Source organism: Shouchella clausii (assembly GCF_002250115.1).
GTDB lineage: Bacteria > Bacillota > Bacilli > Bacillales > Bacillaceae_D > Shouchella > Shouchella clausii.
Window position 1 is genome coordinate 4,183,230 of record NZ_CP019985.1, and the last position, 14,114, is coordinate 4,197,343.

The 14,114-nt window shown below is 46.2% G+C and carries 17 protein-coding genes; 2 read left to right on the forward strand and 15 right to left on the reverse strand.

Going from position 1 to position 14,114, the window contains the following annotated elements:
* Positions 1–30 precede the first annotated feature (30 nt).
* The 6 genes from BC8716_RS20570 to BC8716_RS20595 all read right to left on the reverse strand — a co-directional run bounded on the left by BC8716_RS20570 (position 31) and on the right by BC8716_RS20595 (position 5,826).
* On the reverse strand, positions 31–546 hold the full coding sequence (locus BC8716_RS20570; protein WP_094428718.1) for an adenine phosphoribosyltransferase: 516 nt from the start codon (positions 544–546) through the stop codon (positions 31–33).
* Positions 536–2,893, reverse strand: coding sequence for a single-stranded-DNA-specific exonuclease RecJ (gene recJ / locus BC8716_RS20575; RefSeq protein ID WP_094428720.1), 2,358 nt, complete (start codon positions 2,891–2,893; stop codon positions 536–538). The genes BC8716_RS20570 and recJ overlap by 11 nt, the downstream gene beginning before the upstream one ends.
* A 61-nt stretch (positions 2,894–2,954) precedes the next feature.
* Positions 2,955–3,257, reverse strand: a complete 303-nt coding sequence (locus BC8716_RS20580) for a LapA family protein (RefSeq protein WP_094428722.1) — start codon at positions 3,255–3,257, stop codon at positions 2,955–2,957.
* A gap of 17 nt (positions 3,258–3,274) precedes the next feature.
* Positions 3,275–4,210, reverse strand: a complete 936-nt coding sequence (secF, locus tag BC8716_RS20585; protein WP_094428724.1) for a protein translocase subunit SecF — start codon at positions 4,208–4,210, stop codon at positions 3,275–3,277.
* Positions 4,200–5,501 carry a protein translocase subunit SecD gene (secD, locus tag BC8716_RS20590; protein ID WP_094428726.1) on the reverse strand — a complete coding sequence of 434 codons (1,302 nt, stop codon included), beginning with the start codon at positions 5,499–5,501 and terminating at the stop codon, positions 4,200–4,202. Before secD ends, secF begins: the two co-directional genes overlap by 11 nt.
* 34 nt (positions 5,502–5,535) lie before the next feature.
* Entirely contained in the window at positions 5,536–5,826 is a 291-nt protein-coding gene (locus tag BC8716_RS20595; RefSeq protein ID WP_094428728.1) for a post-transcriptional regulator, read from the reverse strand.
* A gap of 168 nt (positions 5,827–5,994) precedes the next feature.
* Between BC8716_RS20595 and spoVB the strand changes: the two genes are divergently transcribed.
* Entirely contained in the window at positions 5,995–7,545 is a 1,551-nt protein-coding gene (spoVB, locus tag BC8716_RS20600; protein WP_094428730.1) for a stage V sporulation protein B, read from the forward strand.
* A 36-nt stretch (positions 7,546–7,581) separates the two neighbouring features.
* Here the strand turns inward: spoVB and BC8716_RS20605 are convergent, their stop codons facing one another.
* Entirely contained in the window at positions 7,582–7,821 is a 240-nt protein-coding gene (locus BC8716_RS20605; protein ID WP_094428732.1) for a hypothetical protein, read from the reverse strand.
* 137 nt (positions 7,822–7,958) lie between these two features.
* On the reverse strand, positions 7,959–8,423 hold the full coding sequence (locus BC8716_RS23025; protein ID WP_094428734.1) for a YetF domain-containing protein: 465 nt from the start codon (positions 8,421–8,423) through the stop codon (positions 7,959–7,961).
* 133 nt (positions 8,424–8,556) lie between these two features.
* Between BC8716_RS23025 and BC8716_RS20615 the strand changes: the two genes are divergently transcribed.
* A complete protein-coding gene (locus tag BC8716_RS20615) occupies positions 8,557–8,937 on the forward strand; it encodes a TIGR04086 family membrane protein (protein WP_094428736.1) in 381 nt (126 codons plus the stop codon).
* A 107-nt stretch (positions 8,938–9,044) separates the two neighbouring features.
* Here BC8716_RS20615 and yajC read toward each other — a convergent pair whose 3' ends face one another.
* From yajC to BC8716_RS20650, 7 genes are all read right to left on the reverse strand, one after another.
* Positions 9,045–9,308: a preprotein translocase subunit YajC gene (yajC, locus tag BC8716_RS20620; protein WP_094428738.1), complete on the reverse strand. Its 264-nt coding sequence runs from the start codon at positions 9,306–9,308 to the stop codon at positions 9,045–9,047.
* Between the two features lie 44 nt (positions 9,309–9,352).
* Complete coding sequence (gene tgt / locus BC8716_RS20625) at positions 9,353–10,504, reverse strand: tRNA guanosine(34) transglycosylase Tgt (protein ID WP_094428740.1); 1,152 nt, start codon at positions 10,502–10,504, stop codon at positions 9,353–9,355.
* 13 nt (positions 10,505–10,517) lie between these two features.
* Positions 10,518–11,546: a tRNA preQ1(34) S-adenosylmethionine ribosyltransferase-isomerase QueA gene (gene queA, locus BC8716_RS20630; protein WP_094428742.1), complete on the reverse strand. Its 1,029-nt coding sequence runs from the start codon at positions 11,544–11,546 to the stop codon at positions 10,518–10,520.
* A gap of 78 nt (positions 11,547–11,624) precedes the next feature.
* Entirely contained in the window at positions 11,625–11,828 is a 204-nt protein-coding gene (locus BC8716_RS20635) for a DUF2905 domain-containing protein (RefSeq protein ID WP_062747530.1), read from the reverse strand.
* A complete protein-coding gene (ruvB, locus tag BC8716_RS20640; RefSeq protein WP_094428744.1) occupies positions 11,821–12,822 on the reverse strand; it encodes a Holliday junction branch migration DNA helicase RuvB in 1,002 nt (333 codons plus the stop codon). Before ruvB ends, BC8716_RS20635 begins: the two co-directional genes overlap by 8 nt.
* 15 nt (positions 12,823–12,837) lie before the next feature.
* Positions 12,838–13,437 carry a Holliday junction branch migration protein RuvA gene (gene ruvA / locus BC8716_RS20645; RefSeq protein ID WP_094428746.1) on the reverse strand — a complete coding sequence of 200 codons (600 nt, stop codon included), beginning with the start codon at positions 13,435–13,437 and terminating at the stop codon, positions 12,838–12,840.
* A 130-nt stretch (positions 13,438–13,567) separates the two neighbouring features.
* Positions 13,568–14,086, reverse strand: coding sequence for an intercompartmental signaling factor BofC (locus BC8716_RS20650; protein WP_169715978.1), 519 nt, complete (start codon positions 14,084–14,086; stop codon positions 13,568–13,570).
* Positions 14,087–14,114 lie beyond the last annotated feature (28 nt).

The window sequence follows — 14,114 nt, forward strand, 5'->3', positions numbered from 1 at the left end:
TGCCAATTCGCACACCAGTCTGTAAGCGGTTTATTCGTAAGACATTAATGAAAACAAGTCATACTGCTTTAGTTTATCGCGGCCGCCTATATAAGCCAATTCAATCAGGAAGGCAATCCCGACCACTTTCCCACCGAGTTGCTCTACCATTTTGGCCGTTGCTTCAATCGTTCCTCCTGTTGCGAGAAGGTCATCGGTAATGACGACGCGTTGGCCTGGCTGGATGCTATCTTTATGGATGGTTAAGCAGTCTTTTCCGTATTCAAGACCATAATTGGCTTCAATCACTTCCCGAGGCAATTTGCCTTTTTTCCTGACAGGGACAAAGCCGATTTCAAGTTCAGTCGCGATTGGGCAACCTACTACAAAGCCCCGTGCTTCAGGGCCGACAATGACGTCTGCTTGTTTTTCTTTTGCGTAAGCGGCAAGTTCTTCAACGGCGCGCTTGTAGGCTGTGCCGTTTTGCATCAGCGTCGTAATGTCTTTAAAGCGTATGCCTTCTTGCGGCCAATCTTCGACAATCGTAATATATTGTTTATAATCCATTTAGGATCGACTCCTCTTTTGTTTCAGCGCTCCCTTCGATGGCAGCCTGGAACCATTCTTTTAACTGTTGATAAGAAGCAAAAACAAATTCATTTTCAAGCCATGCTTTTTCCTGCTTGGCTTGGTAAGTCGGCGATGCAGTCAACGCTTTTTTTTCAGGGTTTTCTACGGCTTCAACGATGCCGGCGTCAAGCTTAATAAAACCAAGTTCTAAAAATACAGTGGTCATAAATTCGACCGTGCGGGCTGACCAGCCTTTGTGCTTTTCAAGCTTAGCGCCGAGTTGATTCAGTGAAAAGCGTTGTTTTTTCTTAATAAATCCGTAATACCATTTGAACTGCTCACGGTTTGGATTCGTTTGAAAAAACGATTCTTCCTCCTCCGAGAACACAACATAAACACGGCTTGGTTTCCCTTTCTTAGAAAAAAGAGTTTCCAATTCAACCCGGTTGCTAGGCAAATCGAGCAATACGACATAAGCTTCAAAAAAGGAAGGCGCTTGTTGGTAATCATATACCGGTACATCCAACCCAAGTCTTTCCTTTGTCCCTTCTTGAAAGGAAATAGCGACGAGTTTTTCACGAGGCAAGTCAAGCAACCGACTGTTTAAGCGGTTTGGCTGGATGCTACGCCAATCAAATAGTTGCCACTCCAATACGGCGAGATCGTCAATAATAAGCTGTGGTTTTACTTTTCCGTTCCATTCATTCAACGATACCGTTCCGATTGCTGATAACTTTGCATGTGGCGTGATCTCTTCATACAGATGCCCCATTCTAAAAGCTATTCCGTCAAGCGGCTTTTGGGCGCCAGCAAACTGGATTTTCAAATGGTTTTGGTTGCTGCCAATCCGACGCATATCGGAAATGTGCGCATCCTCAACAAGTACAATCGGTTTACGGTTGGCAACGCCAAACGGAGCAAGTGCCTGCAACTCGCCAATCACTTGAACGGTGACATCCTCCACCTCTGCAACGAGGTCTATATCCGTGGCAGGTGTAAGCATGTCGTCAGTAAGTGTCTGCTTGGCTTGCTCGATTAAACGAGAACGTAAGTCGCCAATGTCGTTTGTTTTAAGTGTCATCCCTGCTGCCATCGGGTGTCCACCAAAATGAGGGAGTATGTCCCGATTATTCGCTAATTCCCGGTACATGTCAAACCCTTCAATGCTTCTGGCCGAGCCTTTGGCAAGTCCTGAAGATTCGTCAATGCTCATGACAATTGTCGGACGGTAAAACTGTTCTACAAGGCGAGAAGCAACAATTCCGATGACCCCTGGATTCCAGCCTTCCTTCGCTACAACGATGGCATGAGGGATCTTTGTGCCATAAGTTGTTTCAACAAGGCGAATCGCTTCTTCTGTCATTTTGCTAACAATTGCTTGCCGTTCTTTATTGAGGCTATCGATTTCTGTGGCTAGCGCTTTTGCTTCTTCATCTTCATCAGCTAGGAGCAGCTCAACGGCTGGATTAGCAGAATCAAGCCGCCCTGCCGCATTTAGACGAGGCCCAATCGCAAAGCCGATATGGTCGGCGTCCATTGCTTCCTGCTTTATGCTGCATACTTCCTTTAAGGCACGGATCCCAGGGCGGCCGCTTGATTCAATTGCGCGAAGCCCCTTTTTGGCCAACAGCCGATTTTCATCGACGAGTGGGACCAAATCGGCGATCGTACCGATCACAGCATAATCGAGCAACTCTTCAGGCAGGCGCCCGAGCAAAGCGTGTGCAACTTTAAAGGCAACGCCTACACCGGCAAGCTCTTTAAATGGATACGGGCAACCAGGCTGCTTAGGATTAATGATCGCCAATGCCTCTGGCAAAACCGGCGGCGGCTCGTGGTGGTCAGTGATAATAAAATCCAGGCCGATGTCTTTGGCATGAGCAGCTTCATTCAAAGCAGAAATGCCTGTATCGACTGTTATCACTAAGTGATAACCTTGCCTTTTTGCAAAGTCAAGCGCTGGGCAATTGGGCCCGTATCCTTCTGTAAAACGGTTTGGTATATAGTAATCACAGTCGGCGCCATACGTTTGTAACGCTGTTAGCATCACGGAAGTAGAACTGACACCATCAGCATCATAGTCACCAAAAACAAGAATGCGTTCGTTCCGTTTGACTGCGAGGGCGATTCGTTCAATCGTTTCTTCCATCCCTTTCAACAAGAAGGGATCGTAAAACGTCGGCTCTTCGTAGTGTAAAAAGCGCTTGGCCGCCTGGACTGTTTGGATTCCCCGGCGTACAAGCAGACGGGCCGTTAACATCGATACACGCAGCTCGTCTGCGAGCTCTTGCGCCAACAGCTCGTTCTGTTCTAAAATGCGCCATCTTGTTTTTGCTTGCAACATATGTAAAAACACCCCTCGACCATCCTATTATACAGGAGGGGCTAAGGGGTGACAACGCATTTCAATGACTCTGTTTTTTCACTTCTTTTTTTTGACGGCTGCCTTCATGTGGTTGGTCTGCATTTGCCTGTTTCGCTGTACGCAGCCGCTTTATTTCAGCATTTAATTGCAGTACTTTCATTAACGACATCATCCCTGCGACAATCGCTCCTAGAAGCACCGACCCTAAAATGACTAGAATCAATGGCCACTGTGCTTTTACCACTAACAGATTAACTGGTACACTCTCCACATTTAACACCGCAAACACAGCAATGATAATCGCGGCAATAATGCCGATAATAAACGCAGTCTGTGCCTTCATTTCAATTCCCCCTCCGCTCAAATGTACTCTTCTTCCGTTTTCTTTGGTTTGTTTTTTAGTTTCTTTTGCCGTTTCCATTCCCAGACAAGCCACATTTGCGCACAAAGGAACATCGAAGAATAAGTACCTGCAATCAAACCAATGACTAAAGCCAATGAAAACGAGCGGATCGCTTCGCCGCCGAATATCAGCAATGCCACAGCGGCAAATAGTACGGTCAATACCGTATTGATCGAGCGTGTTAACACTTGCAGCAAGCTTTTGTTTACAATTTGCGCCAAGTGCTCAAAGCTGTTAATTTCCTTCTCCTTGTTAATATTTTCCCGCATGCGGTCAAACGTAACAATGGTGTCATTGATTGAGTATCCGACAACAGTGAGCACTGCTGCTATAAAAGGAACATTAATTTCAACTTGGAACAAGCTAAACAACGCAATAATGATAAAGGCATCGTGGAGCAAGCCAATAACCGCTGAAACGCCATAAAGGTAGTGAAAGCGGAGACCGATGTAAATAACGATTCCGATCGAAGCGATCAATACAGACAAAATCGCATTGCGAGCGAGTTCCTGGCCGACAAGGGGCGACACTGTACTGACGTTAGGCGAATGCCCGTATTTGTCTTGGAAATACGTCTGGATCGTGGTAATTTCATCTTTGGAAAGTTCGACTGTAAACCGGGCAGTCGCACTTTGGCTTTGCTCGCCTCCAAGTGTAATATTCGGCGTGTACGATTCATTGATTGCTGCAAAGTCGTCCAGTAATTGTTCTTGCGTCAATGTCTGATCCGCTTGGATTTCCACATTTGAACCACTTTCAAAATCAACGCCTAAATTTAAACCAAATGTCAGCAACAACACAATTCCAAGGACTATTGACAAGCCCGAGCCGATAAAAAAACGTTTTCGGTGTTTTGTCAAATCGACATTCCACTTTTCCGGATTAAAGCTCATCAATTTCACCTCTTTTCACGCCAAACCAGCCAGGCCGTTTATTTAAAAATTTGCTGTTTACCCAGAGGCCTAGCAACACCCTGGAACCATAGACAGCCGTTAAAAAGCTGACAAGAATGCTAATAATGAGCATGACTGCAAAGCCTTGCACAGAGCTCGTCCCAAAATAAAACATGACGCCAGCCGCAATCAACGTCGTAATATTGGCATCAAAAATCGTTGCAAACGAGCGTCTGCTGCCGACTTTAAAGGCAGATAAAATCGATTTCCCTGATTTAATCTCTTCCTTAATCCGTTCATAAGTAATGATATTCGCATCGACAGCCATGCCCACCCCAAGCACGAGCGCGGCAATGCCTGGCAAAGTTAACACAGCATTCATGGCATTAAAGACGACAAGCACCAAAAATGTATAAATGCTTAGTGTTATGACAGCGATGATTCCTGGAAAGCGATAGTAAACAACCATATACAAAAAGATCAGCCCAACCCCAAGGGAGCCAGCAAAAATCGTTTGGTTCATCGCTTTTTCCCCTAGCGATGCACCGACAGATGTAGAGTAGATTTCATTTAACTCAACAGGCAAAGCGCCTGCATTTAATATTTCAGCAAGAAAGCGTGTTTCCTCAGTTGTAAAGTTCCCTTCAATCATCACGTCTCGTGTATGTAAAGGGGCATTAACGGACGCTGCTGACATGTATTTAGGGTCTTGTTTTTTTGATTCTTCTGCAAAGCTGTCGCCTTCCTCAAAGTCAAGCCAGATGACGAGCAAATTCTCTCCTAGTGGACGTTCAGAAATTTCACGTGTGATTTCGCCAAATTTGTCTGCATCATTTAGCGTCAACGTCACAATCGGCTGATTTTTTTCTGGATGTACCGATGCGCTGGCGCCATTTTGGGTTAAATCGCTGCCATCAAGTAGCACGTTGTCATCGACGTCACGGATCGTCAATTCTGCGCCAGTCGCTAAAATGTCACGTGCTGTTTCTTGGTCTTCAACGCCAGCTAACTGGACACGGATGCGATTTTCTCCTTCAATTTGGATGTTCGGTTCTGAAACGCCAATTGTATTTACCCTTTCATTCAATGCAGTCGTTGTTGCTAAAAGCGAATCCTGATTAATTTCATCGCCCTCATTCATTGGCTCCACTTCGTAGAGCACTTCAAAGCCGCCTTGCAAGTCAAGCCCAAGGCTGACGTCGTTTACAACAGGCTTTGCAAAATAGGCAATTCCAGAAGCAAACAACGCAATAATGAGAAAGAAAAGCACAATTTTGCCTTTTTTAACCATAATCTGTTTTTCCTCCTACGCAATCTCGAATCTGTTACTTTTCGGCTGTTGCTTGCTCAAATGTTTTGAACCAGTCAATCGGCTCCTTATACGCATGGACTGTCAACCATGTCATGTACCCTTGGGGCTGAATCGACAGAAGTTCATCAACAAATGCGTAGAAAGGCGTAAATTCTTTTTTACGACGAAGCTTGTCCACTGCATAATTCCACAAATCATCTTCTGTGACCCGGTTGTAGCCAAGTTCGTGGAACTCTTCCCGTTTAATGGAAAGAAGTGGCTCGACGTCTTCCCGCCAACCATCAAACTGCTGTTTCATGCCCATATGCATACCCTCTCTTTATAACTGTAAGTATACATATACTAACAAATTATTGCTATTACGGCTATGAAATCGAATGAACTTCATTTTGGGAAAGGCTTGTCATGTCCTGTCCATTGCCGCATAGACATGTATAAAACGCGGTAGATCAGCAAAGAAGGCGGGATTGCCATGAACAAGCAAACCTTTCTAAAAGGCACTTTTATTTTAATTGCAGCAGGCTTTATCACAAAGTTACTTGGTTTCATTAACAGAATTGTCATGGCAAGAATGATTGGTGCTGAAGGCGTAGGCCTTTATATGATGGCAGTGCCGACGATGTTGCTGCTCTTAACGTTAACACAACTTGGCCTTCCAGTGGCGATTGCAAAGCTCGTTGCAGAAGCAGAAGCAAAAGGCGAAGTCGGCAAAACGAAGAAAATTCTCGCTGTTGCCCTTGCCATAACAGGTTCCTTGAGCATTGTTTTCACAACGGCAATTCTCGCGCTCGCTCCACTCGTTGCCCAAACGTTATTGACGGACGCCCGTGCCTTGTATCCGCTCTTGGCCGTAGCGCCAATTGTGCCGATTATTGCTGTTTCTTCTGTGTTGCGCGGCTATTTCCAAGGGCGCCAAAACATGAAGCCAACTGCATATTCCCAAGTACTTGAACAAGTTGTACGCATTAGTTTAATTGCTGTCTTTACAGCTGCCTTTATGCCTTACGGACTGGAGTATGCCGCCGCTGGAGCGATGATTTCTGCTGGTTGTGGGGAACTTGCTTCCCTCTTGTATATGCTGTATTTGTTTAAATCACACAAACCGTTCCGACTTCGCCGCCAGTTTTTTGCGACTGTGAAATCGGGCCGGAAAACAGCTTCCCAGCTCCTTGCCATTGCCTTACCTACCACAGGCAGCCGTCTAATTGGTACAGTCGCGTTGTTTTTCGAACCGATTGTCGTTGCCCAGAGCCTCGCTTTGGCTGGAGTAGCGACGATTGTCGCCACGGAGCAGTACGGCTTGCTTGTCGGCTATGTCATGCCGCTGCTCACATTACCGACCTTTATTACGTATTCCCTTTCCGTTTCGCTATTGCCGAGTTTAAGTGAAGCAGCAGCAAATAGACAAAAAGTCCTTATTCACCACCGTTTAGAACAAGCTTTACGAATGGGGCTTTTGTCAGGAGGCATTTGCGTTGTCGTTCTTTATGTATTCGCTAGTGAATTGACAGTGCTCATGTACAACGCGCCACACGCAGCCTCGCTATTGCAAGTAATGGCACCGTTTGCTCTCTTTTTGTACTTGCAAGGCCCCCTTGCTGCTGCTCTGCAAGCATTGGATTACGCCAAAGCTTCCATGGTTAATAGTTTTATTGGCGCCATCGTTAAAACGCTTGCGATTTTCGCTTTAGCTTCTAGTCCGAGCTTTGGCATAATGGGAGCAGCTTTGGCTATTGTAACTGGTTTTGTACTCGTAACATTGCTCCACATCGCTACACTCGCCAAGACGACAGGATTTGTGATCCACGCTGTGCCAATGTTGAAACTAGCGCTGCTCATCGTCGTAACTGGCTATGCAGGCATGCAAATAGACACCTATTTATTCAACGGATTGCCTTACGCAGCAAAAGCGCTCGTAAGCATCGCCATAACTTGCATGATCTATGTATTTGGCATTCTTGCCTTTAAGCTCCTTAGCAAAGAGGAACTAAAACGCCTTCCATTCATCAAAAAGTTTATGTAAGAAGCGCTTTCCAAACAAAAGCGCTCCTTCTTTGTGCTACCAGAAGAATAAGCCCGCTAAGGCAAGACCGGCAATAGCGCCAAGGGCAACCGGATAACCCCAGCCCCAGCCCCAACCCCAGCCGTAGCCAAAGCCGCGGTTGCCGAGAGGCTGTAAGTAGACGTGTTTATTGTCCACTCGCGTGATCCGGCCATAATGGCGTTTGCCATTGTGTTCTGTAATGACAACACATTTGCCAATATGCTGCCGGCAAATGTTGTAATAATTCTCTGCCATGGTATTGTCCCCCTCTTAAAAATCCGTACACAATAGCATATGAGAAGGAACAATAGCCGTGTCCACGCCTGTCACGAATGCAAATACCTATTTTTCTTAGACAAAGCAAACGGGCGGACATGTTATCACCGCGTTTTTTAAAAAGAGTCGATAAAAAACGATTCCTTGCCTTTAAGCGAGCAATAAGCAATTTTTTTAATATCGCGGTAGCCAAGTTTGCGCAATTGCTGGCGAAGCCATAGCTCTGTTTGGCGCAGTTCTCGCAAATGGTCATGCTGGATCATCCCATCAATGATTAATGGTAAAGGCATGGCCAATGCTGGTCGTTCTTTCTGTAGAGGAGGCGCTGCTGTAGGGGACTTGCTTGTGTGCTGTAGTTTGCCCGACTCGCCTTTCTTTCGTTTCAACATGGCTGCTATTAACAGCAGAAAGAGCGGAAAAAGCACCCATAACGGCCAAAATGCAGCAACCGCTTCACCAGCAAACAAGGCGAGTGCCAATTCGAAAGGGCCTTGCTGTGTTTGCGTTGTTTCTTTTTTGTATTGCTTCATCAGCACAAGTGCCGCGTAAGTAGCTGCAGCGCGCACAATCATGGCATCCATGCATAGGTCTCCCCCTCTCCTTACATTCCTTATTTGCTACTATGCCCTAAGGGGTTGCTTTTATCCTTTGTCATAGACATGTTCCCGGGTTGGCAAGCATACGAATAGAAAAACAGTACGAGGAGGACATAGAATGGAAAGCAGACGTTTTTTTCCGGCGGTATGTATTGGCACATTCGTGAGCATCAGCATTGCCGTCGCATTCAGTATACTCATGGCTACATTGCTTTATTTGACTTCACTGACTGAACAGTCTGTTCGTTGGGTAATGGTAGGCTGCGGTTTTTTAGCCTTGTTTGTAGGTGGCTTTTTTTCAGGAGCTAAAGCAAAAAACAAAGGCTGGTTAGCCGGTGCGTTTACAGCACTCTTGTTTGTCGGCATTATGCTGGCAATCAGTTACTTAGGCTATAATGAATCCATCACCTCCAGCCAGCTGCTTCTCTTTGCAGGCTATTGTGCGATTGCTTCTTTAGGTGGTGTTTTTGGTGTCAATTTTTCAGGTGGGAATTCATAAGGAACTCCTGCTCATTCACACACAAAAAAGCCCATCCCTTTATTTGAGGGCGTGAGCTTTTGCTTAAAATGGCGCCTCCCGCTACTTAAGCTAGGCGCTTTTTTGTATTAGTCTGATTGCACCACTTCGCGGATCGCGGTACGATCATACGTAAGTTTGCGGTTGTCGTTCACCAACAATACCACAACAGACTCGTCAATCGAGTCAATGACACCGTGCAACCCGCCGATTGTAATGATTTTATCGCCGCGCTGTAAATTTGCGTGCATTTCACGCACACGTTTTTGTTGCTTTTGCTGAGGACGGATCAGCAAAAAATAAAACAGCACGATAATCGCGATAAATGGAAGCATACTGACAAGTAATTCCATGAAACACCCCCCTTTCCTTGCTTTAACGCCACCTTTCTAGAGAACTAGAAGTTGCGTGCGTTTTCTTGGTTAAAGCCGTATTCCTCAAAAAACTGCTCGCGAAAATCAAGAAGGCAGTCATCCATAATCGCTTGGCGAACTTGCTTCATTAAATTTAAAAGAAAATAAAGATTGTGGTACGTCGTTAAACGGAACCCAAATGTTTCTTCGCATTTAATGAGATGACGAATATACGCCCGCGAGTACGTACGGCACACATGGCAGTCACACTTTTCATCGAGGGGACTGAAATCACGCGCGTACTTAGCATTACGGACAACCAATCTTCCCGCACTTGTCATGCAAGTACCGTTTCTCGCTATTCGGGTCGGCAAGACGCAGTCAAACATATCAATGCCCCTTATCGCCCCGTCAATGAGTGAATCTGGCGAGCCGACTCCCATTAAATACCTAGGTTTATCTTCCGGCATCAATGGCGTTGTGAACTCAAGCACATGATTCATGACATCTTTCGGTTCTCCGACAGACAGTCCACCTACAGCGTAACCTGGAAAATCAAGCGCTGTCAAATCATTTGCACTCTGTTTGCGCAGATCTTCGTATTCACCGCCTTGAATGATGCCAAATAACCCTTGAACGCTATCTTTGCCTGAACGCTCGTGTTCGGCAAGACACCGCTCTGCCCAGCGGCTTGTCCGTTCGACCGAAGCTTTCATGTAGCTATGATCAGCAGGGTAAGGCGGGCATTCATCGAATGCCATCATAATGTCCGATCCAAGCACATGTTGGATTTGCATCGCTTTCTCTGGCGAAAGAAACAGCTTTTCACCGCTCAAATGATTGCGGAAATGGACACCTTCTTCCGTGATCTTGCGTAAATCACTAAGGGAAAAGACTTGAAAACCCCCAGAATCCGTTAAGATCGGCTTATCCCAATTCATAAACTTATGAAGGCCACCAGCTTCCTTAATAATCTCTTCTCCAGGGCGAAGCCATAGGTGGTAGGTGTTGCTCAAAATAATTTGCGCATCCATGGCTTTTAAGTCTTCTGGACTCATCGTTTTCACAGTCGCCAACGTACCTACCGGCATAAACATCGGCGTTTCAATCGTGCCATGAGGCGTATGGACACGACCGAGCCGAGCGCCAGATTGCTTACATGTTTTTATGTGTTCATAGGTGATTGCTGCTGTCACTATTTGTCTCCCCTTACGGTTGTATAAACATTGCGTCGCCGAAGCTAAAAAATCGGTAGCGTTTTTTTATGGCGTGTGCATAGGCATCCATTAATGCTTCTTTGCCTATCAATGCGCTAACAAGCATAACAAGCGTTGATTTTGGCAAATGGAAATTCGTCAGCAAGCCGTCAATTGCCTGGTATCTATAGCCAGGATAAATAAAGATCGACGTCCAGCCAGATGCCGCTACAAAGGCGCCATGATCGCTATATATCGTTTCAAGCGTTCTTGCTGAGGTTGTGCCAACTGCGATAATGTTGCCGCCATTCTCCCGGGCAGACGCTAGCGTGCGGGCCGCTTCTTCTGTCACCTGGTAATACTCGGCATGCATTTGGTGGTCTTCAACAGAACTAGCGCTCACTGGGCGAAATGTCCCCAAACCGACATGAAGGGTAATATAAACAATTTTTACGCCTTTTGCTTCGATCTCCGAAAGCAATTGTTCGCTAAAGTGAAGGCCAGCCGTCGGCGCAGCGGCCGAGCCAATCTGTTTCGCATACACAGTCTGGTAACGATCGGCATCTTCTAGCCGTTCTTTAATATAAGGAGGCAACGGCATCGTCCCTAGTTCCTCCAACAATTCATAAAATACACCACTGTAGTGGAATTGGAATACCCTTCCCCCTTGGGGTTGGACTGCCGTGCATATCGCTTTTAACTTCCCGTCGCCAAAGCTAAGCTCTGTCCCTACTTTTACCCGCTTTGCTGGCTTTACAAGCGTTTCCCAACAGTCGCCTTCAAGCTGTTTTAGAAGCAACAGCTCGATGACTGCTTTCGTCTCCACCTTTTCGCCTAAAAGGCGGGCAGGCATCACTTTCGTATCATTTAAGACAAGGCAATCTCCCGGCGAAAGCTCTTCAATTAAATCAGGAAACATTCGGTCGCTTATCGCTTTTGTTTTTTTGTCAACCACAAGCAAACGGGAATTGGTCCGTGTCGCCAAAGGTGTTTGGGCAATCAATTCTTCAGGTAAATCAAAATCAAATTCATTTACGTCCATGTCATCACCTATCTATCTTACGCATTCCAATGAAACTTTTCCTAGCATACATGCGTTTTTCATTTAGCGCAAGCACTTCTAACGGCGGAAGAGCGAGAAAAGCAGGGAAAGAACAATGCTAATAATAATGCAAGTCATGATCGGAAAATAAACGGTCGTTTGCCCGCTTTTAAACAAAAAATCCCCTGGCAATTTCCCGATTGGCAAAAAGCGGCCCACCACTTGCCATAGAAAACCGACAATGAGCAACACGGCGCCAATCACCATTAATGTTTTACCCATTTCGCTTTTCCACTCCATAATGAGCATAACAAGCTGGCGTCGCTATCCGCCCCCGAGGCGTCCGCTGGATAAAGCCAATTTGCAGCAAATAGGGCTCATATACTTCCTCAATCGTTGCTGCTTCTTCGCCAATTGTCGCCGCAATCGTTTCTAATCCAACTGGGCCTCCATTAAATTTTTCAATCATGCCTTTTAACAATTTATCGTCAATATGGTCTAGCCCTAACGGATCGACATGGAGCTGTTCAAGGGCTGAGCATGCCCTTTCCAACGAAATAGCCGCCTCCCCTCCTACTTGGGCAAAATCGCGAACGCGACGGAGCAGGCGGTTTGCAATCCGTGGAGTCCCTCTGGACCGCCGCGCCAATTCAAGCGCTGCGGACGGCTCGAGCGTCGCTTGGAAAACGGTGGCGGAACGTTCCACAATTTGAGCCAGTTCTTCAGGTTTGTAATACTCAAGCCTTGCCATTACGCCAAAACGGTCGCGTAATGGGGATGAGAGCATTCCTGCACGCGTTGTCGCGCCCACTAACGTAAACGGCGGCAAATCTAATCGAACCGATCTAGCAGTTGGGCCTTTGCCAATGACGATATCTAGACAAAAATCTTCCATGGCCGGATAGAGCACTTCTTCAACTGTACGGTTCAAGCGGTGGATCTCATCAATAAACAAGACGTCTCCTGGCTCAAGGGCGGTTAAAATCGCTGCCAAATCGCCAGACCGCTCAATTGCCGGGCCAGAAGTAGTCCGCAACTCGCCGCCCATTTCTGCCGCAATGATCGCCGCTAGCGTCGTTTTCCCAAGGCCTGGCGGTCCGTAAAGTAGGACATGGTCAAGCGCTTCTTCGCGCATTTTTGCAGCCTCCATAAACACAGCAAGGTTGTGCTTAACCGTTTCTTGCCCGATATAATCGGCCAATCTTTTTGGCCGTAACCCTTGCTCGCTCTGTTCTTCCAACTCCGTTGCTTCAGCGGAAACAATTCGTTCTTCCATTGTCATCCCCCTTACTTAAGGACGTTTTAACATAAGCGCAAGCGCACGCCTAATATATTCATCTGTTTCCAGCGTTTCCGCTTTTAACTGTTTTTCAACTTTTTTCAGCTCTTTTTCGACATAGCCCAAAGCACGCAACGCTTCTAAAGCATCCTCAAGCTGTGGATTTTTTTGCTGTTTGTCAGCGCCAGCAGCAGATTCTAGCATTGGTGCCATCTCATCAAGCTTCCCTTTTAAGTCAAGAATGATTTGTCTTGCTGTTTTTTTGCCGACTCCAGGGAAACGGACAAGCAGTGCCTCATCTTCTTGTTCAATTGCATGGATAATATCTTCTGGTTCTCCCGAAGCAAGAATGGCGAGCGCTCCTTTTGGGCCAATGCCAGAGACATTCAAAAGCTTTTCAAACAACAAGCGTTCTGTCCTTGTTGTAAAGCCAAATAGGCGTTGGCTGTCTTCGCGAACATAGTGGTGTGTCGGGATCACTACCTCCCGATTTAAATCGCTTATAAAACGGTAAGGGTTTGCACAGTAAATTTGGAACCCAATCCCGTTGGTCTCGACCACGAGATAAGCAGGTTCAACTGCAACCAAATTCCCTTTAATATAATCAATCACAAGCATTCTCCTCTGCATGGCCAAAAAGCGAACATTTATTTCTATTTTAGCATAGCAGATAGCTTTCCGTCATTAAGTTGATACTAGGCCGCCAAGTGGGTAATACGATAGCCAGTGCCTCAGTTGCCTGTTATTGCCATTGTGCTAACAGATTTTGCAAATGATCAAGGCTTTCAATCCGGATGCCTTGTTCAAGCGCCGCAACATCCGAATCGCTTAGCTTCACTGCTTCAATTTCGCTATAACGTGTGACAATCTGTCCAGCTTCTCGTTGCCCTGTGTAAAGCACGATCCCCCTATCGGCATCTATGCCTAAATAGCCATCCTCTTTGACTTCGGGTGAAAGGTCAAGAATCGTTTTCCGAAAGTGGACAAAGTGGTTGCTTTGGTCAACAAGCTGCCATTCTTCGTATTCAGCCCAAAAGTCGTCAATCGCCCAAATGGTTTCGTAAACACGTTCTGTTCGTATATTTCCATCAGCGAAAACCGTTTCAAGTAATACTTCCGTTGCATTAGGCGGATTTGCTACTTGGGGAGAATCATAGGATTCGTCTTCGCTAAGAATGACAAATGTTCCCAGCAGCAAAGCGAATGAGGCAGCTCCGAGAGAAAACGGAAGCCAATGTTTGTGGACAACTTGTTTTAACATGGATAAACATCCCTTTCCAATCATACTA

Coding starts and splice junctions, on each gene's coding strand:
- BC8716_RS20605 (WP_094428732.1), bottom strand. CDS start 7,821: ATGGCAGAGAATTATTACAACATTTGCCGGCAGCATATTGGCAAATGT.
- BC8716_RS20615 (WP_094428736.1), top strand. CDS start 8,557: ATGGAAAGCAGACGTTTTTTTCCGGCGGTATGTATTGGCACATTCGTG.
- secF (WP_094428724.1), bottom strand. CDS start 4,210: ATGAGCTTTAATCCGGAAAAGTGGAATGTCGATTTGACAAAACACCGA.
- secD (WP_094428726.1), bottom strand. CDS start 5,501: ATGGTTAAAAAAGGCAAAATTGTGCTTTTCTTTCTCATTATTGCGTTG.
- BC8716_RS20580 (WP_094428722.1), bottom strand. CDS start 3,257: ATGAAGGCACAGACTGCGTTTATTATCGGCATTATTGCCGCGATTATC.
- yajC (WP_094428738.1), bottom strand. CDS start 9,308: ATGGAATTACTTGTCAGTATGCTTCCATTTATCGCGATTATCGTGCTG.
- BC8716_RS23025 (WP_094428734.1), bottom strand. CDS start 8,423: ATGGATGCCATGATTGTGCGCGCTGCAGCTACTTACGCGGCACTTGTG.
- ruvB (WP_094428744.1), bottom strand. CDS start 12,822: ATGGAAGAACGAATTGTTTCCGCTGAAGCAACGGAGTTGGAAGAACAG.
- spoVB (WP_094428730.1), top strand. CDS start 5,995: ATGAACAAGCAAACCTTTCTAAAAGGCACTTTTATTTTAATTGCAGCA.
- BC8716_RS20635 (WP_062747530.1), bottom strand. CDS start 11,828: ATGGGTAAAACATTAATGGTGATTGGCGCCGTGTTGCTCATTGTCGGT.
- BC8716_RS20650 (WP_169715978.1), bottom strand. CDS start 14,086: ATGTTAAAACAAGTTGTCCACAAACATTGGCTTCCGTTTTCTCTCGGA.
- BC8716_RS20570 (WP_094428718.1), bottom strand. CDS start 546: ATGGATTATAAACAATATATTACGATTGTCGAAGATTGGCCGCAAGAA.
- queA (WP_094428742.1), bottom strand. CDS start 11,546: ATGGACGTAAATGAATTTGATTTTGATTTACCTGAAGAATTGATTGCC.
- recJ (WP_094428720.1), bottom strand. CDS start 2,893: ATGTTGCAAGCAAAAACAAGATGGCGCATTTTAGAACAGAACGAGCTG.
- BC8716_RS20595 (WP_094428728.1), bottom strand. CDS start 5,826: ATGGGCATGAAACAGCAGTTTGATGGTTGGCGGGAAGACGTCGAGCCA.